We start from the raw sequence: 20,862 nt of genomic DNA, 5'->3' as shown, positions 1-20,862 counted from the left end.
CCTCGCCTCCGGATGCCGGCGCTCGCGTCCGTTCTACGCTCCGTGCGCGCTCGCGCGCTCGAGCACCAGTTCGCGCACGCGGGCGGCATCCGCCTGTCCTCGCATGGCCTTCATGACGGCGCCGATGACCGCACCGGCCGCCTGCACCTTGCCGTCGCGGATCTTCGCCAGCACGTCCGGCTGCGAGGCGAGCGCCTCATCGATCGCGGCGATGAGTGCTCCGTCATCCGACACCACGGCAAGGCCCCGCGCGTCGATGACCTGCTGCGGTGTGCCTTCGCCGGCGATGACGCCGCCCAGCACCTGGCGCGCGAGCTTGTCGTTCAGCGTGCCGTCCTCGACGAGCTTCTGCACGGCCGCGACGTCGGCGGGTGAGACGAGATCGGCGACCTCTCGTCCCTCGGCGTTCGCGATGCGGGTCAGCTCGCCCGTCCACCACTTGCGAGCGGCGGCCGGGGTCGCACCTGCGGCGACCGTCGCCTCGATCTCGGCGAGCAGCCCTCCGTTCGCGACGTCCTGGAACTCCAGATCGGTGAAGCCCCAGTCGGTCTTCAGGCGGCGGCGGCGATCGGCGGGTGCTTCCGGCAGCGCCGCCCGCAGCTCGGCGATCAGCTCGGCCGACGGGACGACGGGAAGCAGGTCCGGCTCGGGGAAGTAGCGGTAGTCGTCGGCGTCCGACTTGGGACGACCGGGCGAGGTCGTGCCCGTGTCCTCGTGCCAGTGCCGCGTCTCCTGGGTGATGCTCCCGCCGTCGGCCAGGATCGCCGCCTGGCGCTGGATCTCGTACCGCACGGCACGCTCCACCGAGCGCATCGAGTTGACGTTCTTGGTCTCGGTGCGCGTGCCGAGGGGCGCGGGTGGCTCGCCATCCGCCGTCCTCGGGCGAAGCGAGACGTTGGCGTCGCAGCGCAGGTTGCCCCGTTCCATCTTCGCGTCGGAGATGCCCAGCGCGAGGACGATGTCGCGAATCGTCTGCACGTATGCCTTCGCGAGCTCGGGCGCGCGGTGCTCGGCGCCGTAGATGATCTTCGTGACGATCTCGACGAGCGGCACTCCCGCGCGGTTGTAGTCGACGAGCGAGTACTCCGCCCCCTGGATGCGGCCCGTCGAGCCGCCGACGTGGGTCAGCTTGCCCGCATCCTCTTCCATGTGCGCCCGCTCGATGGGCACCGTCACGCGCGCGCCATCCGTGAGCTCGACCTCGACCGAGCCGTCGAACGCGATCGGCTCGTCGTACTGCGAGATCTGGTAGTTCTTGCCGAGGTCCGGGTAGAAGTAGTTCTTGCGGGCGAAGCGGCTGGACTCGGCGATCTGACAGCCCAGCGCCAGCCCGAGGCTGATCGAGTGCCGGATGGCCTGCTCGTTGACGACCGGCAGCGAGCCGGGGAGGCCGAGGCACACCGGCGAGAGGTTGGTGTTGGGTTCGGCGCCGAAGTTGTTCGGAGCCGAGGAGAACATCTTCGTCTTGGTGTTGAGCTCGACGTGCACCTCGAAGCCGAGCACCGGCTCGAACAGCTCGATGGCCTTGTCGTAGTCCATCAGCTTCGCCTTGGCCATCAGGCCTTCCCTTCCATCGGTCCCTGAGCCTGCCGAAGGGTCGTTGCGCGGGCTGCCGGCAGGAGGGGCGCCCGCTCGAGCAGCGGGCCTCCCCATTCGTCCACGAGGAGCGCTTCGAGCGCGGCGCCCACCCGGTAGAGGCGGGCGTCCTCGCGGGCGGGTGCCAGGAACTGGATGCCGACCGGCAGGCCGTCCTCGGATGCCAGGCCCGACGGGATCGAGATGCCCGGCACGCCCGCGAGGTTCGCCGGAATCGTCGTCACGTCGTTCAGGTACATCTGCATCGGGTCATCGATCTTCTCGCCGAGCTTGAAGGCGGTCGTCGGGGCGGAGGGTGTCGCGAGCACATCCACATTCTGGAACGCGTTGTCGAAGTCGCGCTGGATGAGCGTGCGCACCTTCTGCGCGCTGCCGTAGTACGCGTCGTAGTACCCGGCGCTCAGCGCATAGGTGCCGAGGATGATGCGGCGCTTGACCTCGTCGCCGAAACCGGCGTCGCGCGTCGCCGCCATGACCTCCTCGACCGTCGCCGCGGCGTGCGGGGTGACGCGCATGCCGAAGCGCACCGAGTCGAACTTCGCCAGGTTGCTGGATGCCTCGGCCGGGAGGATCAGGTAGTAGGCGGCGACCCCGTACTCGAAGTGCGGAGCGCTGATCTCGACGATCTCGGCGCCGTGCGCCTCCATCTTGGCGAGGGCCTCCCGGAACGATGCGGAGACGCCCGGCTGAAACCCCTCGTCGGGAAGCTCGGAGATCACTCCGACCCGCAGTCCCCGGAGCACATCGCCGCGCGCGCCATCGCGGGCGGCCTCGGCGAAGGACGGCCACTGGTCGAGGAGCGACGTCGAGTCGAACGGGTCGTGCCCGCCGATGACGTCGTGCAGCAGCCCCGCGTCGAGGACGGTGCGGGTGACGGGACCGACCTGGTCGAGGCTCGATGCCAGCGCGATCGCGCCGTAGCGGCTCACGCCGCCGTACGTCGGCTTGAGGCCCACCGTGCCCGTGACGTGGGCGGGCTGGCGGATGGAGCCGCCGGTGTCGCTGCCGAGGGCGAGCGGGGCTTCGAAGGCGGCGACGGCCGCGGCCGAACCGCCGCCGGAGCCACCGGGGATGCGGTCGAGATCCCAGGGGTTGTGCGTCGGTCCGTAGGCGGAGTGCTCGGTCGAGGATCCCATGGCGAATTCATCCATGTTGGTCTTGCCGAGGGGAACGAGGCCCGCCGCGCGCGCCCGCGCGACGACGGTCGCATCGAACGGGGACATATACCCCTCGAGGATGCGCGAGCCGCTCGTGGAGGGCATGTCGGTCGTGACGAGCACGTCCTTGATGGCGAGCGGGACACCGGCGAGGGGGCCGAGCTGATCACCGTTCGTGCGGCGGCTGTCGATCTCGGCAGCGACATCGAGCGCCCGTTCGCTGATGTGCAGGAAGGCGTGGATGTCGCCGTCGACGGCCTGTATCCGATCGAGGTGGGCGCGCGTGGCTTCGACGCTCGATACCTCGCCGGAGGCGAGCTTCGACGCCAGGTCGGCGGCGCTCAGGCGCACCAGGTCGGTCGCCGCTTCGAGCCCGGTCACTGCTCCTCCCCCAGGATCGCCGTCACACGGAAGCGCCCGTCGGCCGCATCCGGTGCGTTCCGCAGCGCCTGCTCGAGCGTGAGAGTCTGACCAGGCTCGTCCGGCCGGAAGACGTTCTGCAGCGGGATCGGGTGGCTCGTCGCGGGCACGTCGGGGGTGGCCACTCGGGACACCTTGGCGATGTTGTCCACGATGACGTCGAGCTGCCCGGTGAGGCGCTCCACCTCCTCGTCGCTCAGCTGGATCCTGGCGAGCACGCCGAGATGGCGCACGAGATCGGGGGTTATTTCAGACACTCCCCTATCCTACGAGCGCGCCTCCGCGCCCGCGGACCGTCGACCCACCGGGGAGAGCCTCCCCGTTCTAGGCTGAGCGGGTGACGACGTACGACCCTCCTCGCCCCTGGACCGCCAGCTACGCAGAAGGGGTCCCGGAAGACCTGCCGGTCGTCACGGGCAGTCTCGTCGACATCGTCCAGCGTTCCGCGCGCGAGTTCCCCGACGCGGTGGCGCTCGAGTTCTTCGGTCGCGAGACGACCTACCGCGCGCTGAACGAGCAGATCGAGCGCGCCGCCGCGGGTCTCAGGGAGCTCGGTGTGGGCGCGGGAGATCCCGTCGCCATCGTTCTGCCGAACTGCCCGCAGCACATCGTCGCGTTCTACGCGGTGCTGCGACTCGGCGCGGTCGTCGTCGAGCACAACCCGCTGTACACCCCGCGCGAGCTGCGGAAGCAGTTCGAGGACCACGGGGCCAAGACGGCCATTGTCTGGAGCAAGATCGTCGAGGTCGTGCAGCAGTTCCCGGATGACCTCGGAGTGCCCGGGCTCGTGAGCGTGGATGTCACCCGGGCGATGCCCTTCAAGACGCGCGCCATGCTGCGCCTGCCGATCGCCAAGGCCCGCGAGGCACGCGACGCCCTGCACGCCGAGGTTCGCGGCACCGTCGAGTGGGAACGCCTCACCGCCTCTCCTCCTCTCCCCGGTTCGCATCCGGTGCCCGGCACGGACGACCTCGCCATCATCCAGTACACGAGCGGAACGACCGGCACCCCGAAGGGCGCATCGCTGACCCACCGGAATCTCCTGTCGAACGCCGCCCAAGCACGGGCTTGGGTCCCGAGCATCACTCGCGGCCCCGGATGCGTCGTGTACGCGGTGCTGCCGATGTTCCACGCCTACGGACTCACCCTCTGCCTGACCTTCGCGATGAGCATGGGAGCCCGTCTGGTGCTGTTCCCCCGCTTCGACCCCGACATGGTGCTCGCGGTCATGAAGAAGCGACCGGCGACCTTCCTGCCACTGGTGCCCCCGATCGCCGACCGCCTGCTCAAGGCCGCCCGCGAAGCGGGTGTTTCGCTGCGCGGAACCGAGGTCGCCATCTCCGGCGCGATGGCCCTCCCGCACGAGCTGGTGGTGCCGTTCGAGGCGGCTTCGGGCGGCTACCTCGTTGAGGGCTACGGGCTCTCGGAGTGCTCGCCGGTGCTGATGGCCAACCCTGTCGCGCACAACCGGGTTCCCGGCACGGTGGGTCTTGCCCTGCCCGGCACGGAGCTGCGGGTGGTGGATCCCGACGATCCGTCGAAGGATGTCGCTCCGGGCGAGCGCGGCGAGCTCGTCGTGCGGGGACCGCAGGTGTTCGGCGGCTACTACGGCAAGCCGGAGGAGACCGAGAAGGTCTTCGTCGACGGCTGGTTCCGCACCGGCGACATCGTGACGGTCGACGACGGCGGCTTCGTGCGCATCGTCGACCGGATCAAGGAGCTCATCATCACCGGCGGGTTCAACGTGGCCCCTACCGAAGTCGAGATCGCGCTCCGCCAGCATCCCCGTGTCGAAGACGCCGCGGTCGTGGGGCTCCCGAGCGAGCACTCCGGCGAGGAGGTCGTCGCCGCCGTCGTGGTGTCGCCCGGCGACGAGATCGATGTGCAGGCGATCCGCGAGTTCGCCCGCGGCATCCTGACGCCCTACAAAGTTCCCCGCCGCATCTTCGTGGTGGACGAGCTGCCCAAGTCGCTGATCGGCAAGGTTCTGCGGCGACAGGTGCGGGAGTCGCTGCTCAGCCTGACGACGGGCGGCTGAGGGCCGGCTGCGCCGTGCCCTGACCCGCTACGACTCCAGGCCGTCGCGGGCGACGGCGATGGCGTAGGGATGCAGCGTGGCGGCCATGACTCCGCCGGCCACGGCCGGATCCGAATCCATGATCGCGCGAGCCGTGTCTTCGTCGGGCGCCTCGAAGATCGTGATTCCGAAGGTGCCCTCGGTCTCCTGCGTGCGCCCGGCGAGGACGAGGTCGCCGCGCTCTTTGAGGTCCAAGAGGTACTGGAAGTGGGCGGAGACGACCGCGATCTCGTCATCCGTCGGTTCCGCGACCATCCCGGGCCGGGTCGGCACGATGCGGTAGAGCCAGTGAGCCATGTGCTCGATCATGCCTCCGCTGTGGACAGCCCGTCCAGCGCGGCGGGACCCTGCGTGACGAGGACATGGAACTGCGCGGCGTCGATGATGCGCACACCGAGCTCTTCGGCCTTGCCCAGCTTCGAGCCGGCTCCCGGCCCCGCCGCCACGAAATCCGTCTTCTTGGACACGCTCGACGCGGCCTTTCCGCCCGCCTGAAGGATCGCCTGCTGTGCGCCCTCGCGTGAGTAGCCCTCCAGCGAGCCGGTGGCGACCACCGTCAGCCCTGCGAGCACGCCGCCCGCGTCCGATGCGGCGCCGGGACCTGGGTGCCCCGGGGTGCTCAGCTGCGCTCCCGCCGCTGTCCACCGATCGACGATCTCGCGATGCCAGTCCACCTCGAACCAGTCGGTCAGGGCGTCGGCGATGATGGGGCCGACTCCTTCCACCGAAGCCAGCTCATCGCGCGAGGCTGCGCGAATGGCATCCATCGAGCCGAACCACTGCGCCAGCGCGCGCGCGGCGACGGGGCCGACGTGGCGGATGGACAACCCGACCAGGAATCTCCAGAGCTCCTTCGTCTTCGCGACCTCCAGGTTGGCCAGCAGCTCGAGCGCGGACTTGGACAGGACGAAGCGCGCGTCGCCGTCGAAGGGGCCGTCAGGGTCGAACGGCTCGGTCTTCCTGCGTTGCCGGCGGAACGGCGAACGGGTGTCCGGCGTGCCGTCCTCCAGCAGTCGGGGCAGTCCGGTCTCGGCGTCGCGTACGACGACATCGATGGGAAAGAGGTCCTGCGGTGTCAGCTCGAACAGCCCCGCCTCGGTCTCGAGAGGGGGGCGTTCCGGCCGCACCGGCTGAGTGAGCGCCGCCGCCGAGACCTCACCGAGGCCCTCGATGTCGAGCGCACCGCGCGACCCCACGTGCTCGACGCGGCCGCGCACCTGTGCCGGGCAGGACCGGGCGTTGGGACACCGGAGGTCGATGTCCCCTTCCTTGGCCGGCGCCAGCGGAGACCCGCACTCTGGGCAGTCCGTCGGCATGACGAACGGATGCTCCGACCCGTCGCGCAGCTCGACCACCGGGCCGAGGACCTCGGGAATGACGTCTCCCGCCTTTCGCAGCACGACGGTGTCACCGATGAGCACGCCCTTCGCCTTCACCACGTCCTGGTTGTGCAGCGTCGCCTGGCGCACCACCGACCCGGCCACCTTGGTGGGCTCCATCACGGCGAAGGGCGTCGCGCGCCCCGTGCGCCCGACGGAGACCACGATGTCGAGCAGTTTCGTGTTGACCTGTTCCGGAGGGTACTTGTACGCAATCGCCCACCGCGGCGCTCGGCTGGTGGCGCCGAGCTCACCGTGCAGCGCCAATTCGTCGACCTTGACGACGATCCCGTCGATCTCGTGCTCGACGGAATGCCGGTGCTCGCCGTAGTGCCGGATGAATTCGTCGGCGCCCCGCCCGGAATCGACCACCTTGTAATACCTGCTCGTCGGCAGACCCCACGACGCGAGCAGTTCGTACACCTCGCTCTGCGCCGCCACCGGCGGATCCGGCCACGCGCCGATGCCGTGCACGGTCATCCGAAGCCGCGAGACCCGCTGTCTCATGGCCTCGAGCTGGCGCTCGTTCTTGCCTTCGGTCTTCTGCCTGAGCGAGCCGCTGGCAGCGTTCCGCGGGTTGGCGAAGAGACGGTCGCCCACCGACTCCTGAAAGGCGTTGAGGGACTCGAAGTCGGCCGTGGTGAAGAACACCTCGCCTCGTACCTCGACGAGGTCGGGGTGCCCGGTGCCGGCGAGTCGCTGCGGTATCCCGGCGATCTGCCGCACGTTGTCGGTCACATCCTCGCCGACCCGGCCGTCTCCCCTGGTGGCGGCGGTGGTCAGCCGGCCCCGCTCGTAGCGGAGGGAGAGCGCCAGGCCGTCGATCTTCAGTTCGCACAGGTAGTGCACCCGCCGGCCGGCGTCGCGCTCCACCTTCGCGGCCCACGCGAGGAACTCCTCGTCGCTGAACACGTTGTCAAGGCTCAGCATCCGCTCGGCGTGCGCCACGGGCGCGAAGAGGGTGCCAGATGCCCCGCCGACGCTCAGGGTGGGCGAATCCTGGCCCTGCAGCTCGGGGTAGAGGCGCTCGATCGCCTCGAGCCGATGCATCCACTCGTCATAGGTGGCGTCGTCCACCACGACGGTGTCGCGCCCGTAGTACGCATCCCGCGCATCGAGGATTTTCGCCGTCAGGGCCTGCGCATCGGCACGGGCCTCATCGAGGGTCAGGTCAGGGAGTTCGGATGCATCGCCTACTGCCACTCCGTCAGTCTAGGAGCCGCCTCCGACACCCGCCGGAAGTCAGGTTGGGGCGTGCGCCAGCGAGCCGGGGTTTGGGGCGGAGCCCCGATCAGGGCGTGCGCCAGCGAGCCGGGGGTTTGGGGCGGAGCCCCGATCAGGGCGTGCGCCAGCGAGCCGGGGGTTTGGGGCGGAGCCCCGATCAAACGAGTACTGCCGACACCGTGGTGTCGATCGTGAACTGGCCGAGCACACGGGTGCCGTCGTAGAGCACGGCGGTCTGACCAGGTGCCACGCCGTCAAGCGGACTGTCCGGGGTCACGCGCAGCAGGTCGTCGCCGAGGTCGGCGCGCGCGGGCACAGGGTCGGCGTGGGCGCGGATCTGCACGTGACAGGCGAAGGCGCTCGCCGCCGGCGCGCTGCCGGCCCACGAGAACCGCGTCCCGGAGATCTCGGCGATCGCGAGCGCCTCCTTGGGCCCCACCACGACCGTGTTGGAGACCGGCCGCACCTCGAGCACGAACCTCGGCTTGCCGTCGGCGGCCGGGACCCCGAGCGAGAGTCCCCGGCGCTGCCCGACCGTGAAGGCGTGCGCGCCTTCGTGGGAGCCCACGACGGCGCCCGCCCGATCGACGATCTCCCCGGTCGCCGTGCCGACCTTCTCGGCCAGCCAGCCGCGGGTGTCGCCGTCGGGGATGAAGCAGATGTCGTGGCTGTCCGGCTTCTGCGCGACGGTGAGACCGCGATCGGCCGCCTCGGCACGAACGAGCGCCTTGGACGGGGTCGATCCCAGCGGGAAGTAGGTGTGGGCGAGCTGCTCCGCGGTCAGCACCCCGAGCACGTAGGACTGGTCCTTCGCGGCATCCGACGCCCTGTGCAGCTCGAGTCCGTCGGGGCCGTCGAGAAGCGTCGCGTAGTGGCCGGTGCAGACCGCGTCGAACCCGAGCTCGATCGCGCGCTCCAGGAGAGCCGCGAACTTGATCTTCTCGTTGCAGCGCATACACGGATTCGGGGTCCGTCCGGCGCGGTACTCGGCGATGAAGTCCTCGATGACGTCGTCGCGGAAGCGCTCCGAGAAGTCCCACACATAGAAAGGGATGCCGAGGCGATCGGCCGCGCGCCGGGCATCCATCGCGTCCTCGATCGTGCAGCATCCGCGGCTGCCCGTTCTCAGGGTGCCCCCGGCGCGGGAGAGCGCGAGATGGACCCCGACGACATCGTGCCCGGCGTCGACGGCGCGCGCCGCAGCCACCGCGGAGTCGACTCCGCCGCTCATGGCCGCCAGGATGCGCATCGTTCCAGTGTACGAGGCCCTTGCTGGGCGGATCCCGGCGACCACCGCCTCAGGATCGTCCGGATGCCCGCGCGTACGCTTCCGGGATCGCGGCGACCACGGCATCCACATCGCTCGGCTGCGAAGTGCGGCCGAGTGTGAACCGCAGCACCGAGCGCGCGTCCGCTTGGGCACGCCCCATCGCCAGCACCACGTGCGAGGGTTCCGGCACGCCAGCCTGGCACGCGGAGCCCGTCGAGACGGCGATGCCCGCACGATCGAGCAGGAACAGCAGAGACTCTCCCGCCGCGCCGGGGAAGAGGATGTGGGCGTTGCCGGCCAGGCGATGCACCGGGTCGCCCAGGAGTTCGGCTTCGGGAACGGCGGCGCGGATGCCGCGCACGAGCTCGTCGCGCAACGCAGCGAGCCGCTGCGCTTCCGCCTCCCGCTCGGTCTCGGCCAGCTCCGCCGCCACGGCGAACGCAGCCGCGCCCGCGACGTCCTGTGTGCCGGCTCGCAGGGAGCGCTGCTGGCCGCCGCCGTGCAGGAGGGCGGTCACGGCGGCGGTGCGCGAAACCACGAGGGCCCCGACGCCGACAGGCCCACCGACCTTGTGGGCGGACACGCTCAGGGCGACGAGGCCGGACGCGGGGGCGGCATCCGCCCGCAGCGAGGAGAACCGCACCGGGACGTGCCCGAACGCGGCGACGGCATCCAGGTGCAGCGGGACGGCGGCCCCCGCCGCAGCGGCCGCCAGCTCCGTCGAGTCGTTGATGGTCCCCGACTCGTTGCCTGCCATCAGGGCCGTGCCGAATGCGACGCCGGGCGAGCGCAGCGCCTCTTCGAAGGCACCCGGGTCGATGCGGCCGGAAGCGTCGAGCCCCACACCTACGATGCGGGCGCCCTCGTGCACACGGAGCCACTCGACCGTGTCGAGGGTGGCGTGGTGCTCGCCGTCGGGCAGCACGACGGCGTCGCGCGCTGCCCTCGCCCACCACAGCCCCTTCAGCGCGAGGTTGATCGATTCCGTGCCGCCCGAGGTGAGGACAAGCTCGATGGGGTCGCAGTGCAGGACCGCCGCGATGCGCTCACGGGACTCCTCGAGGAGCCGCCGGGCCGTCTGTCCCCCGCCGTGGATGGACGAGGCGTTGCCGACGGTCCCGGATGCCTCCAGCCAGGCGTCGCGGGCCTCGGTGCGGAGCGGCGTTGTGGCGGCGTGGTCCAGATACACCTGCATGCCACCATCCCCCCGTCGCCGCAAGGCCGCTCCGCCTTACTACTGTAGAGCGCATGGTCTGTCCGGAGCCCTCGCCCACTCTCGCTCCCCCCTCAGGCATCCTCCGTCCGGAGCTCGATGACCTCGGGGTCCGTCTGCATGACGGTGGCGGCACGCTGCGTGTCTGGTCCGAGAATGCCGACGCGATCGAGCTCGAGATCTTCGACGACACCGACCTCGACTGGATCACCGATTCCATCCCGCTCGAGCCGGCAGGCGATGGCCTCTGGAGCGTGTCGACGTCGCTCCTGCGCCCCGGCACCCGCTATGCGATCAGGGTCTCCGGCAGTCAGGCGCCCGGCAACACCTTCAACCCCCGCACGCTGCTGATCGAGCCATACGCCCGCGGGCTTGTGCAGAGCAGCTACGACGCCTGGCGCTCGGTGGTCGTCGACGGGTGCTTCGACTGGGGCGGGGTGCAGAAGCCCCGCATCCCTCTCGATCGCACGATCATCTACGAAGGGCACGTCAAGGGGCTGAGCAAGCGCCACCCCCGCGTGCCGCCCGCGCTGCACGGGACGTACGCGGGGCTCGCGCATCCCGCCATGATCGAGCACTTCCACTCGATCGGCGTGACCACGATCGAGCTGCTTCCGGTGCACGCGTTCCAGACCGAGCCGCGCCTGCTCCAGCACGGGCTGGCGAACTACTGGGGCTACAACACTCTCAACTTCTTCACCCCGCACACCCCGTACGCGACCGATCACAACCGTCGCGAAGGACCCGAGGCGGTCCTGCGGGAGTTCAAGGGCATGGTGCGGCTGCTGCACGAGGCGGGGCTCGAAGTGGTGCTTGACGTGGTCTACAACCACACAGCGGAGGAGGGCATCGGCGGCCCCCGCTCGAGCCTTCGCGGCATCGACAACCGGTCGTACTACCGGCAGCACGACGACGGCGCGTACATCGATGTCACCGGATGCGGCAACAGCCTCGACACGTCCAACGACGCCACGGCGCGGCTCGTGCTGGACTCCCTCCGGTACTGGGCGAACGACGTGCAGGTGGACGGTTTCCGGCTGGATCTCGCGGCCACTCTCGGCCGGGACACGGCGCACACCTTCACCCCCGAGCATCCTCTCCTTCAGGCCATCAAGGACGACCCGGCGCTCGCCGACGCGAAGCTCATCGCCGAGCCATGGGACGTAGGGATGGGCGGATGGCAGACGGGCAACTTCGGCGACGGCTGGCACGAGTGGAACGACCGCTACCGCGATCGCGTGCGCAACTTCTGGCTGAGCGACGTCGACTACGCACGCAGGGCGTCGGCCGCTCCCGTCGGGATCGGCGGGTTCGCGACGCGGCTCGCAGGCTCGGCCAACACGTTCAGCGTCGAACGGGGTCCCCTCGCCAGCGTGAACTTCGTCACCGCCCACGACGGCTTCACCCTGCGGGACCTCGTCTCGTACGACGTCAAGCACAACCTGGGCAACGGCGAGCAGAACAGGGACGGCGCCGACACCAACCGGTCGTTCAATCACGGCGCCGAGGGGCCGACGGAGGACGCCGGCATCCTGGCGACCCGACGCAAGGCGATGCGCAACCTGCTCGGCACACTCCTGCTCTCGGCCGGTATCCCGATGCTCACGGCCGGCGACGAGATGGGCCGCACGCAGAGGGGCAACAACAACGCCTACTGCCACGACTCGCCCCTCACCTGGCTCGCATGGGACACCGACCCATGGCAGGACGACCTGCGGGCCCACGTCGCGACCCTCACGCGTCTTCGTCACGAGAATCCGGCCCTACGCCCGATGCGCTTCGCGCGGCTCGGTGAGCGGACGCCGAGCGCATCGGTGATGGGGTGGTACGACGAGCACGGCGAGACGATGTCGATCGACCGCTGGACCGACCCCGGGCACCGCACGCTGCAGTACGTGGCGACCTCGACCCCCGAGACCGAGGCGCTCAACCGCATCCTCCTGATCGTGCACGGCAACGAGTCGCCCATCGACGTGCGGCTGCCCTCCATCGCCGGGGTGACGCGCTACGTCTCGCTCTGGTCGAGCGAGGACGAGCGGCCGGCACAGGACACGCCGCAGTTCGCGCCGGGCGATGTCGTGAGCCTCCGGGGAACCGCGATGCACCTGTTCCGCGCGGAATAGCCTGCGGGCGGCTCGGCGTCAAGCCGTGTCGCGAGCCTGTCGAAGGAGTGCGGGCCACGATAGGTTCGGGATGTGGCATCACCGAATCGTTCAAGGTCCGTCTCCACCACCTGGCGCAGCGGGGCCGCCATCCCGCTCCGGCCGGCAACAGACGCCCAGGGCTCCCGGGATACGGCGATAGGGCGCATCCCGCTTCGCCATCCGCGTCCTTCCGTGCCGGGCGGCGAGTTCCGGCCCAAGGCCTTCGCCGGCGAGGTCGTGCCGTTCTTCGTCACCGCGTTCCGCGAGGGTCACGATCTCATCGGCGTCCACCTCCGGCTCTTCTCCCCCTCGGGCGACGAATCCCTGCACCGCATGGTCCCGCTGGGCGACGGCTTCGACCGCTGGAGCGCTCTGGTGTCGCTCCTCGAACAGGGTGTGTGGTCGTTCCGGTTCGAGGGCTTCGCGGATGACTACGCCACCTGGGAGCACGCCGCCGAGCTGAAGATCCCTGCGGGCGTCGACGTGCCGCTCATGCGCGAGACCGGCGCGCTGCTGTTCGACCGCGCGGTCAAGGAGAAGGGGCGCCCCGTCGCCGAGCGCCGCGCGCTCGAGGGCGCCGCCGCCGCTCTGCGCGATCCCCTCGTCGGCGACGAGGTCGCCCTCGGGATCGTTCAGGATCCCGCGATCGCCGCCTTCTTCGCCGACCGGCCGCTGATGTCGCTCGTCACCGTCGGGGCCACCAACGAACTGCTGGTCGAGCGCGAACGCGCAGGCGTCGGGGCCTGGTACGAGTTCTTCCCGCGCTCGGAAGGCGCCAAGCGACTCAAGGACGGCACCATCAAGAGCGGCACGTTCCGCACCGCGGCGAAGCGCCTGCCGGATGTCGCGGCCATGGGTTTCGACGTGCTGTACCTGCCGCCCATCCATCCGATCGGCCGCAAGAACCGCAAGGGACCCAACAACACCCTCGATGCCGGGGAGCGCGATCCTGGATCGCCGTGGGCGATCGGCTCGACCGAGGGCGGCCACGACACCGTCCACCCCGATCTCGGGACGCTCTCCGACTTCCGGGCGTTCGTGCGCGCCGCGCGATCGGCAGGGCTCGAGGTCGCGCTCGACCTGGCTCTGCAGGCGGCGCCGGACCATCCGTGGGTCACCGAGCACCCCGAGTGGTTCACCACTCTTCCGGACGGATCCATCGCCTTCGCGGAGAATCCGCCGAAGAAGTACCAGGACATCTACCCCATCAACTTCGACAACGATCCGGAGGGCATCCGCGCCGAAGTGCTGCGCATCGTGCGGCACTGGATAGCCCAGGGCGTTCTGATCTTCCGCGTCGACAACCCCCACACCAAGCCGCTGCAGTTCTGGGAGTGGCTGATCCGCACCGTGACGGCGGAGAACCCGGACGTCGTGTTCCTCGCCGAGGCGTTCACCCGCCCGGCTCCCCTCCAGGGACTCGCGTCCGCGGGATTCCAGCAGAGCTACACATACTTCACCTGGCGCAACACCAAGGAGGAGCTCGAGACCTTCCTCAGCGGACTCGCGACCGAGACGGCCGACTTCCTGCGGCCGAACCTCTTCGTGAACACCCCCGACATCCTCACGGAGTACCTGCAGTACGGGGGTCGTCCCGCCTACAAGATCCGCGCGGCCATCGCCGCGACGGGCGCTCCGACTTACGGTGTCTATGCCGGCTACGAGCACTTCGAGAACGTCGCGCGCCCCGGTTCGGAAGAGAACATCGACAACGAGAAGTACGAGTACAAGCTGCGGGACTGGCCGGGGACCGAGGAACGCGGCGACTCGCTGGCCCCGTATCTGCGCCGCCTGAACGAGATCCGCCGGGCGCATCCGGCGCTCCTGCAGCTGCGCAACCTGCGCGTGCACTGGAGCGATGACGACGCGATCCTCGTGTATTCGAAGCACCTCGACGCCGCTCTCTCGCCCACCGGTGCGGCGGACACGGTCCTCGTTGTGGCGAACGTCGACCCGCACTCGGTGCGGCAGACGATGGTTCACCTCGACACTCGCCTCTGGGGCGTCGCGCCCGGCGAGCCCTTCGACGTCGAGGATCTCATCACCGGCGCCACCTGGACGTGGTCCGACCACAACTTCGTGCGGCTCGACGCCTTCAACGAACCCGTCCACATACTGACCGTGAAGGGCCGATGATGACCTCGCTCGATGCATCTCTCCTCGAGGCCGTCGCCTCCGGGTCCTACCATGATCCCCACAGCGTGCTCGGCGCCCATCTCGACGGCACCCGCACGGTCATCCGCGCACAGCGCCCGCTCGCGACCGCGGTGCGCGCCGTCCTCATCGATGGCACCGACGTGCCCCTCGCGCACGAGGGGTCCGGCATCTGGGAGGGCTCCTACGTCGGACCCGTGACGGCCTACCGGGTGATCGCCTCCTACGAGGGCGGCCCGGACTGGGAGGCCGATGACCCCTACCGCCACAGCCCCACCATAGGCGAGCTCGATCTGCACCTCATCCGCGAAGGCCGGCACGAGGAGCTGTGGCGGGTGCTCGGCGCCCACGTGCGGGAGCACGGCGGCACGCAGGGCACGTCGTTCACCGTCTGGGCGCCGAACGCCCGTGCGGTGCGTGTGCTCGGCGACTTCAACGGCTGGTACGGCAACAACCACGCCATGCGGTCGATGGGCGGCACGGGCGTATGGGAGCTGTTCGTGCCCGGCGTCGCCGCCGGCGCCGCCTACAAGTTCGAGCTGCTCTCGCGGCACGGCGGGTGGGTGACCAAGGCCGACCCGATGGCACGCTTCGCCGAGGTGCCGCCGGCCACGGCATCCGTGGTCACGGAGTCGGCCTACGCGTGGGCCGACGGCGGATGGATGTCTCGCCGCGCGAAGTCGACCCCCGTCTCGGAGCCGATGGCTGTCTACGAGGTGCATCTCGCGTCCTGGCGACCCGGCCTGTCGTACCGTGACGCCGCCGATCAGCTCATCGACTACGTCGCCGGCCAGGGGTTCACGCATATCGAGTTCCTCCCGCTCGCGGAGCACCCGTTCGGCGGATCATGGGGCTACCAGGTGACGGGGTACTTCGCCCCCACGAGCCGCTTCGGCCAACCCGACGACCTTCGCTACCTGATCGACCGCCTGCACCAGGCGGGCATCGGCGTGATCATGGACTGGGTTCCGGGGCACTTCCCGAAGGACTCGTTCGCGCTCGCGCGGTTCGACGGCGATCCGCTGTACGAGCATCCGGATCCCCGGCGAGGCGAGCATCGCGACTGGGGAACGTACATCTTCGACTACGGCCGCAACGAGGTGCGCAACTTCCTCGTCGCCAACGCGCTCTACTGGTTCGAGGAGTTCCACGTCGACGGCCTGCGCGTCGACGCCGTCGCATCGATGCTCTACCTCGACTACTCCCGCGAAGAGGGCGAGTGGGTGCCGAACATCCACGGCGGCCGGGAGAACCTCGAGGCCATCCACTTCCTGCAGGAGGTCAACGCCACCGCGTACAAGCGCTACCCCGGCATCGTGATGATCGCCGAGGAGTCCACGAGCTTCCCGGGGGTGACCGCCCCGACCAGCCGCGGCGGCCTGGGCTTCGGCTTCAAGTGGAACATGGGCTGGATGAACGACACGCTGCAGTACTTCGCACGCGACCCCATGTACCGCTCGCACCACGAGGGCGAGCTGTCGTTCTCCTTCGTCTACGCGTTCAGCGAGAACTTCGTGCTGCCGATCAGCCATGACGAGGTCGTGCACGGAAAGGGCAGCCTCTTCTCGCGCATGCCCGGTGACCACTGGCAGAAGCTCGCCAACCTGCGTGCGTTCCTGGCGTACCAGTGGGGGCACCCGGGCAAGCAGCTGCTCTTCATGGGCCAGGAGTTCGGTCAGCTCTCCGAGTGGGCCGAGGGCCGCGGGCTGGACTGGTGGATCCTCGACCAGCCGTCGCACGCGCAGCTGCACGGCTTCGTCGGCGTTCTCAACCGCACCTACAAGGAGCACTCCGCCCTGTGGGCGCGCGACAGCGATGGCGCCGCCTTCTCGCGCATCGGCGGCCCGGTGTGGAATCCGAACGTCGTCGCCTTCACCCGTCGCGACTGGCACGGCAACACCGTTGCGGTGATCGGCAACTTCTCCGGCGTGCCAGTGCACGGGTTCGAACTCGACCTGCCCGAGGCGGGCGTGTGGCACGAGGTGCTGAACAGCGACGCCCAGGAGTACGGCGGCTCGGGCGTCGGCAACATGGGCGTCGTCTACGCGCACGAGCGCGAGAAGGATTCGCCGCGCGCGTCGCTCGTGCTCCCGCCGCTCGGCGTGCTGTGGCTGCGCCACGACCCGGAGGCGCACATCCCGAGCCCCACTCAGGGCTGAGGCGGGTTAGAAGAGCAACGACGCCAGGCTGCGGCGTGCCGCGAGCACGCGAGGATCGGCGTCTCCGACCAGCGCGAACAGCTCGAGCAGTCGATCCTTGACGGGACCCCTGGCATCGGTCGGCAGGTCCGCGAAAAGGTCGAGCAGGCGCACGAAGGCATCCTCGACGTGCCCGCCGGCGATGTCCAGATCGGCGACCGCGAATTGGGCGTCCATGTCGCGGGGGTCGGCGGCCGCGGCCGCGCGCGCCGACTGGGGGTCCAGCGCCTGCACGCGAGCGAGCAGGCGCACCTGCCCGAGTCCTGCACGGGCATCCTCGTCGCGCGGGTTCTCGGCGAGGGCGCGCTCGTAGGCCGAGACGGCCCGCGCGTAGTCGCCGGCCTCGATGGCGTCGTACGCTTCGGCGTGCAGCGGCGGCAGCGCCGGCTCCACGTCGTCGGTCTCGGCCGTCGCCGGGTCGGAGCCGTCGACGGCCACCGTTCCGGTCACACCGTTCTGGGCAGCGACCTGCAGCAGCTGGGCGAAGACCTCGCGCACCTGCTGCTCGGGCACCGCGCCCGTGAACAACGGCACGGGCTGGCCGCCCACGAGGGCGACGACCATCGGGATCGATTGGGCGCGGAATCCCTGCGCGAGCTGCGGGTTGGCATCGACATCCACCTTGGCGAGCACGAGGCGCCCGCCCAGCTCGAGGACGACCTTCTCGAGGATCGGGCTGAGCTGCTTGCACGGCCCGCACCATTCGGCCCACAGGTCGACCACGACCGGAACGGTGCGCGAGAGCTCCAGCACCTGACCGAACGTGGCGTCGGTGACATCCAGGACGAGAGAGGGGACGGATGCCGCAGGGGCGCCGCCCGCGGACGCGGGAGCGCCCGGAGCGGGTGCCTCCGGCCGATTGCGGAGTGCTGACAGGTCGACCGCGCCGCGCATCACGGCGCCGGGGGCATTGCTCAAGGGATCACCTTCGCATCGAGGATGTTGGAACCGTAGCCGAGCAGCTTGATCTTCTCATTCGAACCCTGCCCGGGAACATAGAAGAACAGCTGATCGCCGAACGTCGTGGAGAAACCGGTGGAGGACTGATCCACTCCGGTGAGGGTCTTCACCGTCGGGTTGTCCGTCAGCTTGATGACGGCATCCGGTGTGGTCGGCTTGACGGTGTCGGTCTCGTTCACCGTGATGGCGACGATGGCACCGCTCTCGAGCGTCGCCAGGGCGACGGGCTCGAACGTGCCGGGGGTGGATTCGAAGGTCAGGCTGCCCGTCGAGGCGGCCGTCTGGTTGAACGCGTCGAGGCGGCGCTGGCGATCGGTCGCCACGGTGACGCGGAACTGGTCGGTCGTCGCATCGAACATGTCGTAGTACTCGCTGTCCTCGCCCTTGTTCAGCACGTCGGCGTACGCGACCGCGAGGTCCTCCGGCGGCATCGCCACGAAGGACGAGTCGGCCGGGACCCGGGGGGCGCCGATGGCCGCCGGAGCGAGCGGGGGCAGCTCGACGGACGCCTCCATGCTCGCCGCGTAGGTCAGCTTGTACGGCGACCAGGCGTCCTCCTGCGTGAGGAGCATGATCATCGGCGGGACGGTCTCGTCCTGGTCATCGGCGACGACAGACATGAAGGTGCGCGGCCAATCGTCGAAGGCCTGCGGAAGCAGGATCTCGAGCGGCTTGTCGGGGATCGGCGTGGGAGGTGTGTGGTCGGCGATCGCGGCGCGCAGCTTGTAGTTCGTGGCACGCTCGGCGAGGGCCGCCCCATCGAGGCGATCGGCGGCGAGCGCCGGGTCCATCGCCTCGTCGGCGGCCGCGACGGACTCCGAGATGCGCGAGAGGATGCGCTCCGCCTGCGCCTGCGTGACGGCCGGCGCCTGCTGACCCTCCTGTACGAGAACAGTCGCGGATTCACTGGGGGTGGGCGAGGAGGACATCTGCGGCCAGGAGTCCGGCGAGCACCCGGTGAACAGCAGCGCGGATACGGCGACCATCGGCATGATCGCGTAGGCGCGGCGACCGCGAGCCAGCGCCTTGCGGGGGCGGCCGGCGCTGATGACGCCCTTGTCGGACCCCTCCACCGCGATGTCGATGGGCTGGGTCTCGGCGAGCGGAGGAAGGCCCTTGCGTCGCGGTCCGCGCGAACGACGCGCGTGACGGATGCCGAGCACGTAGAGCAGCACACCGAGGAACATCAGGATGCCGCCGACAGCGATGAGCGGACCGGCCCACGGTGTGGAGGTGTCCAGCGGCCACGACACCGTCACGTCGCTCGGCGCGGGCTCGATGCCGTCGGAGGCGATGAGCACGCTCATCTCAGACGGCAGCTGCAGAGGCGTGATGAGCGCGTCCTCCTGCTCGAACTCGTCGAGCCAGAGGTCTGAGCCCGCCGGCGTGCGCGCGGGTCCCGCCTCGGCCGCGTCGCCTTCCGGTGGGGCCGCGGCGGCGTCGCCCTCGGCGGGGGCCTGGGCACCGGCTTCGCCCTCGGCAGCCTCTTCGCCGGGCTCAGCTTCGACGGCGTCGATCGCCTCGGAGACGATCTCGTCTCCGTCCAGGGTGACCTCGTTGTGGTCGGTGTCGGCGAGCCACGCCTGCAGGTCGTTCGTGCGGCCGTAGGCGGCGAAGATCGTCCCCTCGCCGCGGACCATCAGGGTCTGGGCGCCGGGAAGCCTGTTGAGCACCTCCCCGTCGATGAGGGTGTACGGAAGGTCCTCGGTCACGGAGATGGACGCCTGTTCCGTCTTGGGTCCGAGGAAGACGGTTCGCTGGGCGATGCCGGCTCCGATCAGCACCGCGGCGAGGAAGAACGCCGCGATGGCCCACACAAAACGCACGAAGTAACTCCCTTTTCGACCCGACCGGAGAGCCCGGGGGTCCGCACACTCGACGTTTCAGACTAGCGAAGGCGACCTGAAAGTTACCCAGGAGCGCGCCCACCGCCGTCCGTGCCGATTCCCGCCGTAGTCTGACGAGACAACTGGATGCCTCGCCACGGCAAGCAAGGAGCCCCTATGAAGGTGCACAATCCGTTTCGCGTCGCGTTCGTTGCGACGCTCGGCGTCGGGCTCGGCATCGTGCTTCTCAACAGCATCGGAACGCTGTCCACCATCCTGCTGTACGTCGGCACCGCACTCTTCCTGGGGCTCGGGCTCGACCCGGCCGTGAACTGGCTCGAGCGCCGAGGGCTCCCCCGCTGGGCCGCCGTGCTCATCACGATCCTCGCCGTCCTGGCGATCTTCGCGGGGATCGTCCTGCTGCTGATCCCGATCATCTCCCAGCAGATCGGTCAGCTCGTGAAGGCGATCACCGAGCTCGTCGAGAGCGGCACCAGCATCGACGATGTCAAGGGATGGGTCGCCGGAGTCTTCCCCAACCTCGACGTGGAGTTCATCTTCACATCCATCGAGGACTGGCTCAACGGCCTCGACTATGCATCGATCGGCGAGAGCGTCATCACGCTCGGCGCATCCATCCTGGCGGGGGTGACCGGCGCGTTCATCATCCTCATCCTGACCATCTACTTCACGGCCTCCACGCCGTCGCTCAAGGCGGCGATCTACCAGCTGGTCCCCGCCTCCAAGCGCGCTCGGTTCATCGATCTCGCGGAGCAGATCACCGATTCCGTCGGCTACTACGTCATGGGCCAGGTCAGCATGGGCGTGCTCAACGGCGTGCTCAGTGCCATCTTCCTCACGATCATCGGCGCTCCCTTTCCGGCCGTCCTGGCGGTCGTCGCCTTCTTCTTCTCCCTCATCCCCCTCGTCGGAACGCTGACCGGATCGACGATCATCGTGCTGACCTGCCTCATCCCGGGCCTCGGCTCGCCGACGACGGCGCTCATCGCCGCGATCTACTACCTGATCTACATGCAGATCGAGGCATACATCATCTCGCCGCGCATCATGAACCGTGCGGTGTCGGTGCCCGGCGCGGTGGTGGTGATCGCGGCGCTGGCCGGCGGGTCGCTGCTCGGCCTGCTCGGCGCGCTGATCGCCATCCCGGTGGCCGCGAGCGTGCTGATCATCTACCGCCAGGTGGTCATCCCGCGGATGAACGAGCTCTGACGCACGCTCCACCG

Annotated in this window: 14 protein-coding genes; 5 read left to right on the top strand and 9 right to left on the bottom strand. The window is 69.5% G+C overall.

Annotated elements, in window-relative coordinates; translation table 11 throughout:
- Nucleotides 1–33: 33 nt before the first annotated feature.
- Genes gatB through gatC form a run of 3 tightly spaced genes read right to left on the bottom strand, consistent with a single transcriptional unit; the run spans nt 34 to nt 3,430 of the window.
- Nucleotides 34–1,557, bottom strand: a complete 1,524-nt coding sequence (gene gatB / locus ACLQ2Q_RS10805) for an Asp-tRNA(Asn)/Glu-tRNA(Gln) amidotransferase subunit GatB (protein WP_425820438.1) — start codon at nt 1,555–1,557, stop codon at nt 34–36.
- Entirely contained in the window at nt 1,557–3,134 is a 1,578-nt protein-coding gene (gene gatA / locus ACLQ2Q_RS10800; protein ID WP_425820437.1) for an Asp-tRNA(Asn)/Glu-tRNA(Gln) amidotransferase subunit GatA, read from the bottom strand. The genes gatB and gatA overlap by 1 nt, the downstream gene beginning before the upstream one ends.
- Nucleotides 3,131–3,430: an Asp-tRNA(Asn)/Glu-tRNA(Gln) amidotransferase subunit GatC gene (gatC, locus tag ACLQ2Q_RS10795; RefSeq protein ID WP_425820436.1), complete on the bottom strand. Its 300-nt coding sequence runs from the start codon at nt 3,428–3,430 to the stop codon at nt 3,131–3,133. The genes gatA and gatC overlap by 4 nt, the downstream gene beginning before the upstream one ends.
- Before the next feature lie 80 nt (nt 3,431–3,510).
- Here gatC and ACLQ2Q_RS10790 point away from each other — a divergent pair, with 80 nt between their 5' ends.
- The gene (locus ACLQ2Q_RS10790) at nt 3,511–5,211 is read left to right on the top strand and encodes a long-chain-fatty-acid--CoA ligase (RefSeq protein ID WP_425820435.1); all 1,701 of its coding nucleotides are present in this window, start codon (nt 3,511–3,513) and stop codon (nt 5,209–5,211) included.
- A gap of 27 nt (nt 5,212–5,238) precedes the next feature.
- On the opposite strand, the gene ACLQ2Q_RS10785 is transcribed toward ACLQ2Q_RS10790, so the two are convergent.
- The 4 genes from ACLQ2Q_RS10785 to ACLQ2Q_RS10770 form a co-directional block, all read right to left on the bottom strand.
- Nucleotides 5,239–5,547 carry a YciI family protein gene (locus ACLQ2Q_RS10785; RefSeq protein WP_425820434.1) on the bottom strand — a complete coding sequence of 103 codons (309 nt, stop codon included), beginning with the start codon at nt 5,545–5,547 and terminating at the stop codon, nt 5,239–5,241.
- Nucleotides 5,548–5,555: 8 nt separating this feature from the next.
- The gene (ligA, locus tag ACLQ2Q_RS10780; RefSeq protein ID WP_425820433.1) at nt 5,556–7,832 is read right to left on the bottom strand and encodes an NAD-dependent DNA ligase LigA; all 2,277 of its coding nucleotides are present in this window, start codon (nt 7,830–7,832) and stop codon (nt 5,556–5,558) included.
- A 178-nt stretch (nt 7,833–8,010) separates the two neighbouring features.
- Complete coding sequence (gene mnmA, locus ACLQ2Q_RS10775) at nt 8,011–9,102, bottom strand: tRNA 2-thiouridine(34) synthase MnmA (RefSeq protein WP_425820432.1); 1,092 nt, start codon at nt 9,100–9,102, stop codon at nt 8,011–8,013.
- Between the two features lie 49 nt (nt 9,103–9,151).
- A complete protein-coding gene (locus ACLQ2Q_RS10770) occupies nt 9,152–10,318 on the bottom strand; it encodes a cysteine desulfurase family protein (protein WP_425820431.1) in 1,167 nt (388 codons plus the stop codon).
- Nucleotides 10,319–10,371: 53 nt separating this feature from the next.
- Here ACLQ2Q_RS10770 and glgX point away from each other — a divergent pair, with 53 nt between their 5' ends.
- The 3 genes from glgX to glgB all read left to right on the top strand — a co-directional run bounded on the left by glgX (nt 10,372) and on the right by glgB (nt 16,793).
- On the top strand, nt 10,372–12,459 hold the full coding sequence (glgX, locus tag ACLQ2Q_RS10765; protein WP_425820430.1) for a glycogen debranching protein GlgX: 2,088 nt from the start codon (nt 10,372–10,374) through the stop codon (nt 12,457–12,459).
- Nucleotides 12,460–12,672: 213 nt separating this feature from the next.
- The gene (locus ACLQ2Q_RS10760) at nt 12,673–14,616 is read left to right on the top strand and encodes an alpha-1,4-glucan--maltose-1-phosphate maltosyltransferase (RefSeq protein WP_425820429.1); all 1,944 of its coding nucleotides are present in this window, start codon (nt 12,673–12,675) and stop codon (nt 14,614–14,616) included.
- Nucleotides 14,616–16,793 (top strand): 1,4-alpha-glucan branching protein GlgB, encoded by a 2,178-nt coding sequence (gene glgB / locus ACLQ2Q_RS10755; protein WP_425820428.1) that lies wholly within the window; start codon nt 14,616–14,618, stop codon nt 16,791–16,793. Before ACLQ2Q_RS10760 ends, glgB begins: the two co-directional genes overlap by 1 nt.
- A 6-nt stretch (nt 16,794–16,799) precedes the next feature.
- On the opposite strand, the gene ACLQ2Q_RS10750 is transcribed toward glgB, so the two are convergent.
- A complete protein-coding gene (locus ACLQ2Q_RS10750) occupies nt 16,800–17,726 on the bottom strand; it encodes a tetratricopeptide repeat protein (RefSeq protein ID WP_425820586.1) in 927 nt (308 codons plus the stop codon).
- 20 nt (nt 17,727–17,746) lie between these two features.
- Nucleotides 17,747–19,618: a glycosyl transferase gene (locus ACLQ2Q_RS10745; protein ID WP_425820427.1), complete on the bottom strand. Its 1,872-nt coding sequence runs from the start codon at nt 19,616–19,618 to the stop codon at nt 17,747–17,749.
- A 177-nt stretch (nt 19,619–19,795) separates the two neighbouring features.
- Here ACLQ2Q_RS10745 and ACLQ2Q_RS10740 point away from each other — a divergent pair, with 177 nt between their 5' ends.
- Nucleotides 19,796–20,848: an AI-2E family transporter gene (locus ACLQ2Q_RS10740; protein WP_425820426.1), complete on the top strand. Its 1,053-nt coding sequence runs from the start codon at nt 19,796–19,798 to the stop codon at nt 20,846–20,848.
- Nucleotides 20,849–20,862: the final 14 nt, after the last annotated feature.

Origin of the sequence: Microbacterium sp. DT81.1, from assembly GCF_049844955.1 — a bacterium.
In the GTDB taxonomy this organism is placed as follows: Bacteria; Actinomycetota; Actinomycetes; order Actinomycetales; family Microbacteriaceae; genus Microbacterium.
The sequence above is the reverse complement of the archived record's forward strand: the minus strand, read 5'-3'. Positions and strand labels throughout refer to the sequence as shown.